Annotated in this window: 14 protein-coding genes; 2 read left to right on the forward strand and 12 right to left on the reverse strand. The window is 69.2% G+C overall.

The features are described from left to right. Window positions 1-37: 37 nt before the first annotated feature. Both ACFJGU_RS11290 and ACFJGU_RS11295 read right to left on the reverse strand, forming a co-directional pair. Window positions 38-607, reverse strand: a complete 570-nt coding sequence (locus tag ACFJGU_RS11290) for a dihydrofolate reductase family protein (RefSeq protein ID WP_382303634.1) — start codon at window positions 605-607, stop codon at window positions 38-40. A 44-nt stretch (window positions 608-651) separates the two neighbouring features. Beyond that, complete coding sequence (locus ACFJGU_RS11295) at window positions 652-1,350, reverse strand: AraC family transcriptional regulator (RefSeq protein ID WP_382303635.1); 699 nt, start codon at window positions 1,348-1,350, stop codon at window positions 652-654. A 135-nt stretch (window positions 1,351-1,485) separates the two neighbouring features. Between ACFJGU_RS11295 and ACFJGU_RS11300 the strand changes: the two genes are divergently transcribed. Next, window positions 1,486-4,077: an excinuclease ABC subunit A gene (locus tag ACFJGU_RS11300; RefSeq protein WP_382303636.1), complete on the forward strand. Its 2,592-nt coding sequence runs from the start codon at window positions 1,486-1,488 to the stop codon at window positions 4,075-4,077. Window positions 4,078-4,218: 141 nt separating this feature from the next. Then, entirely contained in the window at window positions 4,219-5,106 is an 888-nt protein-coding gene (locus ACFJGU_RS11305) for an NAD(P)-dependent oxidoreductase (protein WP_382303637.1), read from the forward strand. A 33-nt stretch (window positions 5,107-5,139) separates the two neighbouring features. Here ACFJGU_RS11305 and ACFJGU_RS11310 read toward each other — a convergent pair whose 3' ends face one another. The 10 genes from ACFJGU_RS11310 to ACFJGU_RS11355 form a co-directional block, all read right to left on the reverse strand. Continuing rightward, on the reverse strand, window positions 5,140-6,027 hold the full coding sequence (locus ACFJGU_RS11310; protein WP_382303638.1) for an NAD-dependent epimerase/dehydratase family protein: 888 nt from the start codon (window positions 6,025-6,027) through the stop codon (window positions 5,140-5,142). Further along, window positions 6,015-7,139, reverse strand: coding sequence for a mandelate racemase/muconate lactonizing enzyme family protein (locus ACFJGU_RS11315; RefSeq protein WP_382303639.1), 1,125 nt, complete (start codon window positions 7,137-7,139; stop codon window positions 6,015-6,017). The genes ACFJGU_RS11310 and ACFJGU_RS11315 overlap by 13 nt, the downstream gene beginning before the upstream one ends. Window positions 7,140-7,144: 5 nt before the next feature. After that, on the reverse strand, window positions 7,145-8,305 hold the full coding sequence (locus tag ACFJGU_RS11320) for a hypothetical protein (RefSeq protein WP_382303640.1): 1,161 nt from the start codon (window positions 8,303-8,305) through the stop codon (window positions 7,145-7,147). Between the two features lie 70 nt (window positions 8,306-8,375). Continuing rightward, window positions 8,376-9,203 (reverse strand): ABC transporter permease, encoded by an 828-nt coding sequence (locus ACFJGU_RS11325; protein WP_382303641.1) that lies wholly within the window; start codon window positions 9,201-9,203, stop codon window positions 8,376-8,378. Then, complete coding sequence (locus ACFJGU_RS11330; RefSeq protein ID WP_382303642.1) at window positions 9,200-9,937, reverse strand: ABC transporter ATP-binding protein; 738 nt, start codon at window positions 9,935-9,937, stop codon at window positions 9,200-9,202. The genes ACFJGU_RS11325 and ACFJGU_RS11330 overlap by 4 nt, the downstream gene beginning before the upstream one ends. A 96-nt stretch (window positions 9,938-10,033) precedes the next feature. Beyond that, window positions 10,034-10,666 carry a helix-turn-helix domain-containing protein gene (locus ACFJGU_RS11335; protein ID WP_382303643.1) on the reverse strand — a complete coding sequence of 211 codons (633 nt, stop codon included), beginning with the start codon at window positions 10,664-10,666 and terminating at the stop codon, window positions 10,034-10,036. A gap of 37 nt (window positions 10,667-10,703) precedes the next feature. Then, on the reverse strand, window positions 10,704-12,194 hold the full coding sequence (locus tag ACFJGU_RS11340; RefSeq protein WP_382303644.1) for an aldehyde dehydrogenase family protein: 1,491 nt from the start codon (window positions 12,192-12,194) through the stop codon (window positions 10,704-10,706). 95 nt (window positions 12,195-12,289) lie between these two features. Next, complete coding sequence (locus ACFJGU_RS11345) at window positions 12,290-13,441, reverse strand: iron-containing alcohol dehydrogenase (RefSeq protein ID WP_382303645.1); 1,152 nt, start codon at window positions 13,439-13,441, stop codon at window positions 12,290-12,292. Window positions 13,442-13,494: 53 nt separating this feature from the next. Further along, the gene (locus ACFJGU_RS11350) at window positions 13,495-14,436 is read right to left on the reverse strand and encodes a 3-carboxyethylcatechol 2,3-dioxygenase (RefSeq protein WP_382303646.1); all 942 of its coding nucleotides are present in this window, start codon (window positions 14,434-14,436) and stop codon (window positions 13,495-13,497) included. Between the two features lie 30 nt (window positions 14,437-14,466). Further along, window positions 14,467-14,949, reverse strand: coding sequence for an alpha/beta fold hydrolase (locus tag ACFJGU_RS11355; RefSeq protein ID WP_382303647.1), 483 nt, complete (start codon window positions 14,947-14,949; stop codon window positions 14,467-14,469). Window positions 14,950-14,956 lie beyond the last annotated feature (7 nt).

The raw sequence follows: 14,956 nt of genomic DNA on the forward strand, positions 1-14,956 counted from the left end.
GCGACTCGGCGTTCTCGGCACTGGCGAGAGTGCCTCGTCAGCGGCGGCTTCGGTAGTGCAGGAGGAGACATCCTCCCGAGCGTTCGGATTCGACGAGCTCGAAGCGGTGCACCGTGTCGTCGTCTCCGAACAGCTTCTTGCCGTGGCCCGCAAGGCTCGGAGCGAGCACGATGCGGAGCGCGTCGACGAGGTCGGCCGCGAGCAGCGTACGCGCAAGGGAGAGACTCCCGTGGATTCCGATGTCGCCCCCGGATCGGGTCTTGAGTGCTGCGACGTACGGGGCCGCCGGCTCGGCGACCCTCATGGATTGAGTCCACTCCAGCTCCCGGGGTGAGGAGGCGAAGACGTGTTTCGGGGTCGAATTGATGAAATCGGCGAAGGGCAGTGCCTGGGCGGTGGGCCAGTAAGACGCCCACATCTCGTAGGTGCGTCGGCCCAGAAGCACGGCATCCTGCGTCGCGATCGTCTCGGCGAGGAAATCTCCGATCATGGTGCCTGTGTCAACCAACCATTCGCTCCGGCCCGGGTCATCGGCGAAGCCGTCGAGCGACATCAGTGCGTACAGCACGACGCGTCGAGTGGTGGGTGCGGCTGGGGCGTCTTTCACGGTTCCTCCTCGTCTCGGACCTCGATCGGCCCTTTGCTCGGAACCTATCGGTGGTGGGAATCGCTCGTCTTGTACAGTAACGACAGAGGGTGGGCGTTCTCCGCCTCCTGGCCGAGCTCCGTTGCCGTCGGGCCGATGAACCGACGCAGTGACCGCGCCAGGTGGGGTTGATCGAAGTAACCGGACTCCTGAGCGACGAGGGCGGGTTGCTGTCCTTCTTTGAGTCGAACGGCGGCGTCGCTCGCGCGCTCGATCTGAAGCACGGTGCGCTGTGGGAGCCCGACCGCGGCGAGATATCGACGCTGGCGTGTGCGCTCGGTCACTGACCTGTCCTGGATGTCGGCGCTGAGGAGAAGCTCCGCTCGGATGAGATGTTCGATGAACACCTCCGCGTCGTCGAAGCGCGGAGTGCGTAGTCGGTTTCCCGCGACGTGGAACGAGGAGCCGTCGGTCGGGAGATCCACGAAACGGTCGACGAGAGCCCGCCCGGGAAGGTCAGGGATGACCACGCCGAGGGCGAGACGGATCCCGAGGAAATCGGCGTCGGCCGGCACGGGCGCTTGAGACGCGCGCGACTCCGGTCCCTTGACCCCGGCGAAGATGCCATCCGGGCCCTCCCAGAACACGAAGTCCCACTGCGACCGCGCGACCGATGTCATCGTCGTCGTGCCCAGACTCCGGCTGCGCCAGACGCGTTCGATCCACGGCGACTCGGACGAACGATGCTCGAACTCGAGGCCCATCGTCACCCTCCTGAGTTAACTGAGTGTGGCTCCATCCTAGAAGCGAGGTGCTGGGCAGTGCCGGTGCCGCGTCCCTTGGAGTCCGTGGCCGGAGCGCGCGGTGCAGAATGGTCCCCCGGGGCCAGACTGGGGGGAATGACCGCCAACGACTCCCGCGCCACCCGAACGCCCCTCGATCTCGTCCAGGTGCGGGGCGCCCGCGAGCACAACCTGCAGGACGTCGACGTCGATCTGCCCCGCGACGCCCTCGTGGCCTTCACGGGCGTCTCGGGGTCGGGCAAGAGCTCGCTGGCCTTCGGCACGCTCTACGCCGAGGCCCAGCGCCGGTACTTCGAGTCGGTGGCCCCGTACGCCCGTCGTCTGATCGACCAGGTGGGCGTGGCCGACGTCGACTCCATCGAAGGACTCCCGCCGGCCGTGGCTCTGCCGCAGCAGCGCACGGGAGGCAGCGCGCGCTCGACCGTGGGCAGCGCCACGACCATCTCCACGGTGGTGCGCATGCTGTTCTCGCGGGTGGGCACCTACCCGCCCGGGGCGCCGATGCTCTACGCCGAGGACTTCTCGCCCAACACGGTGCAAGGCGCCTGCCCGACCTGCCACGGCATCGGCCGTGTGTTCGACGTGCCGCTGGAACTCATGGTGCCCGACGACTCGCTGAGCATCCGTGACGGCGCCCTGGCCGCCTGGCCGACCGCCTGGCACGGCAAGCAGCTGCGCGACAGCTTGATCTCGCTCGGCTACGACATCGACGTTCCCTGGCGCGACCTCTCCGAGGAGCAGCGCACCTGGGCGCTGTTCACCGACGAGTCGCCGCAGGTGCCCATCTTCACCGACCGGTCTCCGGCCGAGGTGCGCAAGGCCGTCGCCGCCGGGCGGTCGCCCCGGTACATGAGCACCTTCCTCGGGGTGCGGCGTTACGTGCTCGACACCTTCGCCAATTCCAAGAGCGCACGGATGCGCGAGCGCGCGTCCTCGTTCATGCGGAGCGTGCTGTGTCCGACCTGCGGCGGCCGACGGCTCAAGCCCGAGGCCCTGGCCGTGACCTTTGAGGGTCGCACCATCACCGATGTCGCGGCGATGCCGCTCGACGAGGTCTCCGAACTGATGGCCGTCACGCTGGCGCCCGACTGGGAGCCGCTCGGGGCGGGTCCGCTCCCTCCGGAGAAGCGCCTGGCTGCCCAGCGGTTGGTGGAAGAACTGCTCGCCCGGTTGTCCCCGATCACCGATCTGGGCCTCGGCTATCTGTCGCTCAGTCGCACCACGATCACGCTCTCCTCGGGCGAGCTGCAGCGGATGAGGCTGGCCACGCAGGTGCTCTCGCAGCTATTCGGCGTGGTGTTCGTTCTCGACGAGCCGTCGGCGGGACTTCATCCGGCCGACACGACGGCTCTGCTCGGCATCCTCCGAAGGCTGCGGGACAGCGGGAACACCGTGTTCTTCGTGGAGCATTCGCTCGGCGTCATCCGGGAAGCCGACTGGATCGTCGACATCGGCCCGGGCCCCGGTGCGGCAGGCGGACGGGTGGTCTACTCGGGCCCGCTCGAGGGCCTGCGCGGGGCCGAGGAGTCGGTGACGCGACGCTACCTGTTCGGCGACGGCGACTCCTCCGCCGTGACGCGGGCACGAGCATCCGAGCCGCGCGTCGCCGACGGCCGCATCGAACTCACCGACGTGACCCGCAACAACCTCGACGGACTGACGGTGTCGTTTCCGCTGGGCTGCCTGACGGCAGTCACGGGCGTCTCGGGGTCGGGCAAGTCGACGCTGGTGAACCAGGCGGTGCCCGACCTGCTGCGCGCCAGCCTGGCCAGTGAGGTCGACGAGAGGGACGGCGGCTCGGGAGCTGAGAAGACTGCTGCGGAGGCGCCCGCCGACGATCTCCTGCTCACCCCGGCACCCGCAGTGACCAGGGGGCACGCCTCCGGCCCGGCCGATCGGCTGAAGCGGGTCGTGCAGGTCAGCCAGAAGCCGATCGGGCGCACGCCGCGATCGAACGTGGCGACCTACACCGGCCTGTTCGACCGCATCCGCTCCCTGTTCGCGGCGACGCCTGAGGCTCGGAAGCGCCGGTATGCCGCGAGCCGATTCTCGTTCAACCTGCCGAGCGGCCGGTGCCCGACGTGCAAGGGCGAGGGCACGATGGAGGTCGAGCTGCTCTTCCTGCCGACGGTGCACGCGCCCTGCAGCACCTGCCACGGCGCCCGGTACAACGACGAGACGCTCGAAGTGCGGTTCGAGGGCATGACCATCGCCGAGGTGCTCGGTCTGAGCGTCTCCCGGGCCCGCGACCTGTTCGCTGACGACGCCGAGGCGGTGCGCCACCTGGACGCTCTGCTCGATGTCGGGCTGGGCTACGTCGCCCTCGGACAGCCGGCCACCGAGCTGTCGGGCGGCGAGGCGCAGCGGGTGAAGCTGGCCTCGGAGCTCCGTCGCGTGCAGCGCGGAGACACGCTGTACCTGCTCGACGAGCCGACGTCGGGGCTGCATCCGGCCGACACGGATCGCCTGCTGGAGCATCTGCAAGAGCTGGTCGACGGCGGCAACACAGTGATCATGGTGGAGCACGACATGCGGGTGGTGGCGCAGGCCGACTGGGTGATCGACCTCGGCCCGGGTGCGGGCGACGCGGGCGGCCGGGTGATGGCCGAGGGCACACCCCGCGAGGTCGCCGCCTCTCGGTCCAGTGTCACGGCGCCGTTCCTGGCCGCCGCCCTCGCGCCCCGCTGACGCGGTTCGCGGCTTGCGGCGGGTGAACTGGCCTTCGGTGACCCCGACCCAGGCGCGCTGTGGGCGCCCCTTGTCGCGACCGGGTCGACGGTTCGGCCGATGACGTATATTGATGACATCAATATTTTGTGAGGGTGACGGATGAGCGACGACAGGGTGGCGGTTCTAGGGCTGGGCACGATGGGGCGCGCATTCGCGGTGAACCTCGCCGCGACGGGCTTCGCGGTGTCGGGTTACAACCGCACGCGTTGCGCCGACATGGAGGAGCTCGCCCTGCCGGTGAGCACCGTCGCGGCCACCGCCGTCGCGGGCGCGGGTGTGGTCATCGTGATGCTGACGGATGCGGCGGCCACCACCGCCGTGCTCCTCGCCCCGCAGACGCTCGAAGCCCTCGAGCCGGGCGCGATCGTCGTCAACACCGCCACGATCGGGGTCGCGGAGGTGGGCGAGCTCGCACGCGCGCTCGCCGCGGCGCGACCCGACCTCGTCTTCGTCGACGCCCCCGTCTCCGGCAGCAAGGTCCCCGCCGAGCAGGGGGCGGTCACCATCCTGGCGTCGAGCGACGCGGACGACGAGATGCTCCGCGCACGTCTCGCTCCCGTCTTCGACGCGATCGGCCGGCGCACCGTCTGGCTCGGCCCCACGGGCGCGGGCAGCGCGATGAAGATCGTCGTCAACACCTGGCTCGTGCACGTCATGCAGGGCATCGCCGAGACGGCACTGCTCGCCGACCGGCTCGGCATCGACCCGCAGGCAATCGCCGACACCCTCAGCGGCGGCCCGCTCGACACCCCCTACGCGGCCGCGAAGCTCCGCAAGATCGGGTCGGGCGACCACTCGACCGAGATGGCGCTGAGCCTCGGCGCCAAAGACGCCCGCCTCGCCGTCGAGGCGGGAGCGGGGCTCGACCTGCCCGTCTCGGAGCTCATCGCTGCGCTCTGGAGCGAGGCCGCCGCATCCGGAACCCCGCTGGCGGGGCAGGACGTCTCGGCCATCTACACCGCGCTGCACGACCGTTCGATTGCCTGACCCGGCCGGAGCGGGTGAACCGGATGCCGCGCTTCAGCCCCGCGCCCGGCCGCTCTCGTCGAGGTGGTCGCGCCACGACCGCATCGGCATCCATCCGAACAGCTCCCGCGCCTTGCGCGAGCTGATGCCCGAGGCGTCGACACGGTCGAGCGGGCCCACGGGTACCTCCGGGTGCAGCCGGGCCATGGCGGCCGCGAGGTCGCGCCCGCCGATGTTGTCGGCCGCTGCCGCATAGACGACCTCATGCCCCGGAGTCTCGGCCTCGACCGCGAGCACGATCAGGTCGGCGAGGTCGGCCACGTCGATGTACGCCCAGAACACCGCGGTGGGCAGGTCGGGGTCGTCGAAGAACGGTCGGAGGTTCGCCTCGTAGCTCGAGGGGGTCAGCACCCAGGTCGGGCGGATCGAGACCGCCGTCGCATCCGATCGCCCGACGAGACCGTCGCAGAGCACCTCAGAAACGCGCTTCGACAGGCCGTAGGCGTCGTGCGCGAGATCCGGATGCGTCTCGTCGATCGGGCAGGCGAGGCCGGTGAAGGGCCGGGTCGCCCAGGTCATGCCCGACACCGAGTCGCTCGAGAGGTTGACGAATCGGCGCACGCCCGAGTGCGCAGCCGCCTCGACGACGTTGAAGGCCGCCGTGACATTGGTGAGGAAGACGGCGTTCGGGGTGTTCTTCGACGGCTCGGGGATGCCGGCCGCGTGCACGACCGCATCCATCCCGCGTACCACGGCGAACGCATCCGCCCCGTTCGTGAGGTCGGCCTGCACGTAGGGCACGGCATTCGACTCGTCGGCGTCGTAGACGGGGCGCACGATGTCGGTGGCGCGCACCTCGTGCCCGGCGGCGACGAGGGCGGCGTGGGCGGCGCGGCCGACCTTGCCGCGCGCTCCGGTGACGAGGACTTTCAGGCCTGCCATGCGCGATGCGCCTCCTCGATGACGGTCTCGTCGACCTCGATGCCGAGGCCGGGCCCCGATGGTACCGCGATGCGGCCGTCGACGATGGCGTCGATGCCGAAGCCGGCCTCCGCCGCAACCCGGTTCATCACCGGCGACAGATGGAACGGGTACTCGATCACGTCGACCCCGGCGACGGAGGCCGCGACGTGCAGGTTGGCCGCGAACGAGATCGGGCCGCCGTGCAGATGCATCACGACCCGGGCACCCTTGAGGCGCGCGGTGCGGGCGAGCAGGTGCGCCTCGCCGATTCCGCCGCAGATCGAGGCGTCGGGCTGGATGACCGAGATGCCGGTGAGCTCCATCGCGTCGAGCGCGTACTCCGTACCGAAGAAGTGCTCCCCGTAGGCCACGGGCACGGGGGAGGAGCGCACCACCTGGGCGATCGCGCCCAGCCGGTAGCTCTGCACCGGCTCCTCGAACCAACCGACCCGCAGCTCGCCGAGCCGGGCGGCGATCTCGATCGACTCGGCGACCGTGAAGAACTCGCTGCCGTCGACCGTGATCTCGATCGTCTCGTCGATGCGGTCGAGCTCGCGTCGAAGGTCGCCGAGCACGCGGAGCGAGTTCCGCCAGTCGGCCCCGATGCGCATCTTCACGATGGAGACGCCACGGGCGAGCAGCGGCGACAGCAGCGAGAGGTGCTCCGGTGCCTCGCGCGAATTGAGGAAGTGGCTGTTGCCGGCGTAGACCCGAACCGAGTCCTTGACCCGCCCGAGCATCCCCGAGACGGAGAGGCCGCGCGAGCGCCCTTCCAGATCCCGGAGCGCGATGTCGATCGCGCTCCGGGCCTGGGCGGCGCTGAACTGGTCGCCGAGAGTGCGCCGGGTGGCCCAGTGCACCTCGTCGAGTGCGCTCACCGCCTCACCGAGCTCCTTCCCGAGCACGGCCGGCGCGTAGATGTCGTCGACGACGGCCCGGAGGATCGAGGGATGCGAGATGCCGAAGCAGTCGCAGCTCTCGCCCCAGCCGACGAGGCCGTCGTCGGTCTCGATCCTGACCACGAAGTACGACATCGACGAGTAGTCGGTCGTCATCCGGAGCGGGAGCGGGGTGAGGGAGGTGATGCGCACGGTCGTTACTTGCCTTCTGCGTAGCTGATCGAGGGGTCGAGGAACTCGTTGGTGTAGATGTCGTCGGCGGTGAGACCGTCGGCGACCTCCACGTCGGTGCCGGCGTAGATGCCCTTCAGCAGGTCGGTCATCCGCGTCATCCGGTCGGCGTCGAAGGAGCCGAAGACACCGTCGGTGCCGTCCGTCACGAGAGCGTCGTCCTGCATCACGTCGTGCACGTAGGCCGCGGCCTCGGGCGAGATCTGGAAGAACTGGTCGATCTGCACGAGGTAGTCCGAGATGGCCTGGTTGAGCGCATCCGGAGACTCCATGTAGTCGATCTGGGCGGTCTGCATCGCGGGCACGAGCTGCTCGAGGCAGTCGGACTGCGCGGTCACCACGTCGGGCTTGGCCGACCAGGCGGCCGGGTAGATGTCGTAGCCCGAGTCGGCGATCAGCAGCGAGTCGACGTCGCGGCCGTAATCGGTGAACTCGTGCTTCAGGCGGTAGGGCTCCTGGGTGATGTAGCCCTGCAGAACGACCGGCTCGCCGGCGACCAAGCGCGTGACGGATCCGTCGAACGAGCCGTCCACCTGGTCGGCGCGCACGTCGCCCTGGGCGATCAGGTAGTCCATGTAGGTCGCGCCCTGGAAGTAGAGCACCGTGGCGTCGCTCGTGCCGACGGCGGCCAGGTCGGCGAAGTCGTACTTCGTCGGGTCCCACAGCAGGATCTGCGGGTTCTTCTGCAGCGGGGTGTAGACCGCCTTGGTGGGCTGATCCTTCGACAGCTTGACCGACTCGTCCGTGTCGATCATCGCGAGCATGATCGAATCGTCGGAGTAGAGCAGGGCGGTCGACTGCTGGAACCCGATGAACGGGCCGCCGGCGCGCACCTCGATGGTGATGTTCGGGTCGGCGATGGCAGGGCCGGAGTAGATGCCGGCATCCGCGTCGATCGTGGCGTTCGCCGGGTCGATGAGGGCGTAGGCGGCCGAGTGCTCGGGCTCGGGGAACCAGTTCGTCTGGAGCACGACGGTGGAGGGACAGGCGCTCAGCGCGCCGTCGCCGCCGGCGGCTTCGGCGTCTTGCGCCGCGGGGGCGGAGCTGCTGCAGGCCGAGAGCAGCAGCAGACCGGATGCGGCGGCCGCGGCGAGGGCCGTGACGCGGGTTCGGGTGCGGTGGGGCATGGGTGTCTCCTCTGAGGGTGGGGGTGCGGTGAGGTGGTGCGGGAGTGGTGCGGTGCGGGAATGAGAGCGGTCAGCGGGCGTCGGGGCGATACCACGAGCCGACGAAGAGGCGACCCAGGAGGCCGAAGACCCAGAACGCGACGAGCCCGAGCAGCGAGGCCAGGATGATGGCGCCGTAGAGCATCTCGCCGTTCAACTGGTTGCGATACGTGTCGATGACGAGTCCGATGCCCGAGTCGCCCTTTCTGAAGAAGAAGTCGGCGACGATGGAGCCGACCACCGCCATCCCGGCCGAGATCCGCAGGCCCGTGAACAGCGCGGGGAGGGCTGCCGGGAATTGCAGTTTGGTGAGCACGGTCCACCGGCTCGCCCGTTTGAGGGTGAACAGCTCGCGCATCTGCGGGCTCGTCGACTGCAGGCCGAACAGCGTGTTGGTGATGATCGGGAACAGGCTGATCAGCACGACGACCAGGATGCGCGATTCGAACCCGTACCCGATCGCGAACGCGATGAGCGGCACGATGGCCAGGATCGGGATGCTCTGCAGCGCCACCGCGTAGGGGAACAGCGTGATCTCGACCCATTTCGCCTGGCTCATCAGCACCGCGGTGATCACGCCGATCGCGGTCGCGATGGCGAGCCCGACCATCGCGATGACGGTCGAGGTCCAGAGCGGGCCGAGCAGCGCGACGAGGCTCTTCGGGGTGAGGAAGGCGTCGATCAGCACCTCGTGCGGCATCGGCAGGATGAACTGCCGCGTGGGCGAGAGCAGGAAGGCGCTGGTGACGTACCAGAGGCCGATGAAGACGACGGCGAACGCGATCGGCAGGATGATCGTGAGCGAGCGACGGCTGGTGCGCGGCCGGCGCGGCACCGGGGTTCCGACTCCGGCGGTCATGCCATCGCCGCCTTGAGGCAGTGCGAGATCTCGGCGGCCAGCTCGGCGAACTCGCTCGAGTAGCGCACCTCTTCGCCCCGCTCGTCGCCGAACGGCACGGCGAACTCGCCGATCACCCGGCCGGGGCGGGCCCCCATCACGATCACCCGGGTCGCCATGTAGACGGCCTCGGGAATGGAGTGGGTGACGAAGACGCCCGTGAACCGCTCGCGCACGAACAGGCCGCGCACGTCGTCGTTCAGGCGCTCACGGGTGAACTCGTCCAGCGCGCCGAACGGCTCGTCGAAGAGGAAGAGCTCCGGGCGGTTGACCAGGGCCCGGGCGAGGGAGACGCGCATCTTCATGCCGCCGGAGAGCTGGTGCGGCCGGTGGCCCTCGAAGTCGCTGAGTCCCACGACTCCGAGTGCATGGTCGACCCGCGCACGGGTCTCGTCGGCGCTCAGGTGATCGAGCTCGGCGAACAGCGACACGTTCTTACGCACCGTGCGCCAGGGCAGCAGCGTCGCATCCTGGAACACGTAGCCGACCTGGCGGGTGTCGACCGTGGTGCGGCCGCCGGTCGAGCTCTCCAGGCCCGACGCGAGGCGGAGCAGTGTCGACTTGCCGCAGCCGGAGGGGCCCAGCAGCGCGATGAACTCACCGCGGTCGATCGTGATGTCGACATCGCTCAGGGCGACGGTGCCGTTCGGGAACGTCATCGAGACGTCATCGAACGTGACAAGGGGCTGGGGCACGGGTCCTCCGAGGAATATTGATGTGTTCAATATCCTGAGGGCATTGTGTTACCTACTCATTACGGTGACGTGAAGAAATATTGCTGACGCAAATATTCAGGCGGGGGTGTCGCGGTGCAGGTCGGGCGTTGTGCCCGCCTGGGTCACCAGCAGCCGCGCCGGCCACAGGCCTCGTGCCCGCCAGCGGTGTCTCACGCCACCGGCGAAGTAGAGGGTGTCGGCGGGGCCGAGCACGTGCATCCCGTCGTCGGCGAGATCGACCTCGATGGAGCCGGCGATGACGTAGATGAACTCCGGATGCGGATGCTCGTAATACTCTTCGAAGTCAGGCAGCCGGGTCACGAACTCCATCGGGTACATCGCCCGGGAGCCGGCGACCAGCGCTTTGGCCTGTCCGGTGTCCTGCGTCACCATCGCCCCCTCGTCGGCGCGCACCAGGCTGACCCGCTCGGACTCGATCTCGACGTGCGCCGCCTGGCCCTCAGCCCCGCCCGGAGAGGAGAGCAGCACCGGGGTTGCCGTCTCCAGTGCCTGCGCGATGCGGTGGAGCGACGCCATGCTCGGGCGGGCGCGCCCGCGTTCGATCTGGCTGAGGAAGGGTTGCGACAGTCCGGTCAGGCCGGCGAGCTTCACGAGAGTGAGACCGTGCTGCTTGCGCCGGGCGCTGATCTTGCGCCCCAGCTCGGCCATCATGTCGGCGTCGGCGGCCTCCGGGTCGATTTCGGGCATGGCACCACGATAGCCAAGCCCGATGGCCGGCGCGCCGTCAGCGGGGGCGGGCGTGCTCGGCGAGCGAGTCCATCGAGACGACGGGGCCGGTGCGGAGGATGAGTGCCTTCTTGCGCAAGAAGCGGAGGAGTCCGGCGGGACCCATCCGAGAACCGCCGAGCCCGGAGCTCTTGAAGGCCACCTTCTCGACATCGCGCATGATCCCGATCGTCAAGGAGGTGTCCTGCAGGCTGATCGCGCCGGCGTCGAGACGGCGCGCGATGGCGTCGGACTCGTCGGCGCTGCCCGAGATGACGGCTCCGGAGAGGCCGAAGTCGGAGTCGTTGGCCAGGTCGACGGCCTCGTCGAGCGTGTCGTACGGCATGATCGGCATCACCGGGCCGAAGGTCTCCTCGGTCATCAGCCGCATCGAGTGGTCGACGTCAATGACGACGGTGGGGCGCATGTATCGCCCGCCGCCTTGCTCGATGCTGGGGCCGCCCGTGAGCACGGTCGCGCCGTGCTCCACGGCGTCCTGCAGGTGGTCGTCGACGATCTCAGCCTGGCGCTCGAGGATGAACGGTCCGATGTGGCCGTGCGTCGGGTCGGGGTAGCTCAGCTCGAGCGACTCCGACTGCCGCACGAGCTCGGCCACGAAGGGGTCGTAGATGGTGCGGTCGACGTAGATGCGTTCGGTCGAGAAGCAGAGCTGACCGGTGTTGTGCACCGACCCCTTGAGGATGGCGGCCGCGGCGGACGGGACGTCGGCCGAACCCGTCACGATCGCGGCGTCCTTGCCCCCGAGTTCGAGAAAGGCGGGGATGAACCGCGCGGCGCAGGCCGCCGCGATCAGGCGGCCGGTCGAAACGCTGCCCGTGAAGCAGAGAGCGTCGACGTTCTCGATGACGGCCTGGCCGACATCCGCCGCCCCGGGGATGTACGCGAACACGGAGGCGAGTTCGGGCACGCTCCGGATGGTCGCCATCACGGGCTCGATGAAGCGGGGCGTGACCTCGCTGGGCTTCACCAGAACGGCGCAGCCGGCCAGGAGGGCCGGGATGGCGTCGGTGGAGGAGAGCAGGAGGGGGTGGTTCCAGGGGCTGATGATCCCGAGCAGGGCGTAGGGCTCGAGCTGTGTCGTGTAGGTGACGTCGCTCATCACGCTCGAGCGGCCCTCCAGCGTGGCCGCTTCGATGATCGCGGGCGCCTTCGCGCACCAGTCCCGCACCGCGGCGGCCACCATGTACGGCACCTCGGAGGAGACCCGCACCCGCGCCGTGTCGGTTCCTTCGGCCTCGGCGATGAGCGACGCATCCCGCTCGATCGCATCGGCCCAGCGCAGCATCGCGGCGGTGCGGCCGGGGAGACCGAGGTCGCGCCACGCGCGCTGGCCGGCCCGGAGAGCGCCTGCCAGCTCGCCGACCTCGGCGGGCGTCGGCGGAACAACGACGTAGTCGACCTCGCCGGTGCGGGGATTGCGGGCCCAGAGGGCCCGGGTCGGCTCGGAATCGCCGAGGGGCGACGGGTGCGTCGTTGCGGAGTTCGTCATGATTTTCAGCCTAAGAACAGGAGTCGGTGTGCACTAACAGGAAGATCGGTGTGGATCGATAGCTGTTGAGCTATCGATCTCGGCGCGCGCGGCCCTCAGCGTGAGGCGAGCCGTCGCTCGAGGGGCGCCATCGCCGAGTGCGCCATCCGCTCGTAGTCGTCGGCCGTCGCCCGACCGGGCGCCGTCTGATTGAACGCGCTGCCGGCGGCCAGCACGCTGAATTCCGCCAGGCGGTCGGGATCGACGCCGAGTGCGGCGAGACCGGCCGGGAGTCCGAGCTGTTCCGTGAACGCAGCCAGGTCGTCGGCCAGCGTCGCCGGTGTGGAGCCGAGCGCCTCCGCAACCGCGGCGATCCGCTCGGTCGGCACGACCTCGGCGAGGAAGCCCACCGTGTGCGGGAGCAGCACGCCCACCACCGTGCCGTGGTGCAGCCCCAGGTCGTCGAACGGCATGGAGAGCGCGTGGGTGAGACCGAGGCCCTTCCAGGTGGTCATCGCCGCCTCGAGCGCCCCCATCATGACGTTCCAGCGCGCCTCGCGGTCACGGCCGTCGGCGACGGCCGCCGGAAGCCAGGCGCGCATCCGTCGCAGAGCCTCGAGTGCGATGGCATCGGCGGGTGGGTTGACGGCAGGGGAGAGGTAGGCCTCGAACGCGTGAGTGAAGGCGTCGATGCCGGTCGCGGCCGTGAGACGGGGCGGCAGACCGTGGGTCAGTTCGGGGTCGCAGATCGCGACGCGCGGCACGAGGTTCGGGCTGAGGAAGACCTCCTTTTCGCCGTTCGCGAGCGTGAGTCCCGCGCCGCGGCCGATCTCGCTGCCTGTGCCCGCGGTGGTCGGGATGGCGATGACGGGTGCCACGGCCCGGGTGATGCGCGCCTCGCCGCCCGACTTCGCGAGGTAGACCTCGAGCGGCTGGTCGTGGGTGGCGAGGAGCGCGACGGCCTTGCCGCAGTCCATGGGCGAGCCTCCGCCGATCGCGATCACGCCGTCGCATCCGCTCGCCCGGTAGAGCTCGAGCGCAGCGCGGGCCGCCGCCTCGGTGGGGTTGCTCGGCACGTCGAGGAAGGTCGGCAGAGCCTCCCAGCCCGCGAGGGATTCCAGCGCCATGGCCAGCACGCCGTTGGCTTCAAGGCCCCGATCAGAGACGATCAGAGGGCGCTGGAGCCCGAGTCGGACGACCTCATCGGTGAGCGTGCGACGTGCGCCGTCGTCGAACTGGATGCGGCCGATGTACTGGATGAATGCCATCCGGACTCCTTCTTCGGATTCGGTGCGCCCCAGATTAGTGGAGCGCCGCGCGGTTACTCGAGAACGGCGGTCGTGACGGAGAACCCGGCGATGAACTCCTTGATGGGCCGGTAGAAGCGGGTGTCGAGGCGGTACCGGCCGCTCGCGGCGAGGGCTGAGTAGGCGGCGATCCAGGTGCGCACCTCGTGGGAGGAGTTGCCGGCCGTCTCGGTCATCCATCCCGGGCTCCAGGCGTCGAGTGCCGGAAGGTCGCCGCGCTCGATGATGTCGAGGAAGGCTTCATCCCATTCCGGCGCCAAGTCCATGATGTCGGCCTCGCCGGCCGCGAAGGCGTGCGCCGCGGAGATGACGCGCTGCTGCCGCTCGGTGCGCGCTTCGGGCGTGAGGTGCCGCCCGCCGCCCAGGAGGAACTCGCGCTGCTCGCGAGTGGCGGTGGCGATGCGCGGCACGGGCGGGTCGTGCGAGAGGCCACCCGAGGCGAGGAACAGTACGCGCTTGTCGGTGCCGGCGAAGTACTCCCCGATGGCGGTGCCGAGCGCCCGCACCCGCGACAGCGGGGTGAAAGGCGGAGCAACCGAGTTGATGAAGATCGGGATGACGGGCTTCGCGGTGATGGAGCCGTAGAGGATCTCAAGCGGCTGAACAGCGCCGTGGTCGACCTCCATCCGCAGCGACACGGCGAGGTCGACCCCCCGATCGAGGACGGCTTCGGCGAGTTCGCGGGCGATGCCGGTTGGTACGTCCAGCGCGCCGGCCTGGCTGCCGTAGTCGCCGATGCTCACCGCTTCGTAGCCCAGGCAGAACGGGGGCATCAGTTCGTAGAAGAAGCCGTTGTAGTGGTCGGGCCCGAAGCTCACGATGAGCTCGGGGTCGAACTCGGTGACGAAGGCCCGCGCGGCGGCGAACGCGCCTTCCACGGCTTCGGTGGTCTCGGGCCCGGGGTCGACGAGTTCGAGCAACGGGCTGTGCGACATGGCGGCGAGTGCGACCGGCATGGTGACTCCTTGTCTATGGCTGGCTGGGTGCTACTGGACGGCAGCGGCTCGATCGAGCAGGAAGTCGAGGTGCAGACGATTGAACGTCTCGGTGTCCTCGTACTGGGGCCAGTGACCGCAGTTCTCCATCACGGCGAGCCGCCCGTTCGGAATGAGCGACGCGATGCGGCGCCCCTCGTCGACCGGTCCTGACGGGTCTTTGGTGGTCCAGAGCACCATCGCGGGCGCTTGGATGGCGCGGAGATCGTCGTCGGAGATCATGTTGCGTGCCCGGGTCTCGGGATCCTGCAACGCCATGTTCATCTCGCAGGCCATCAGCCAGTCGGGCTGCTGGAAGATCATCTGCCGCGTGCGGATGAGGTCGTCGGTCACCATCGTCGGGTCGGCCATCAACCACTCCAACCGGGTGCGCACGCGCTCCCAGCTCGGGTCGCGGGCGGCATCCATCGACAGCGTGTACAACCGCTCCATGACTTCGGGGTTCGCCATCGTGCCGCCCATCGTGTTGAGCACGATGCGC

Source organism: Herbiconiux sp. UC225_62, from assembly GCF_042694625.1.
GTDB lineage: Bacteria > Actinomycetota > Actinomycetes > Actinomycetales > Microbacteriaceae > Herbiconiux.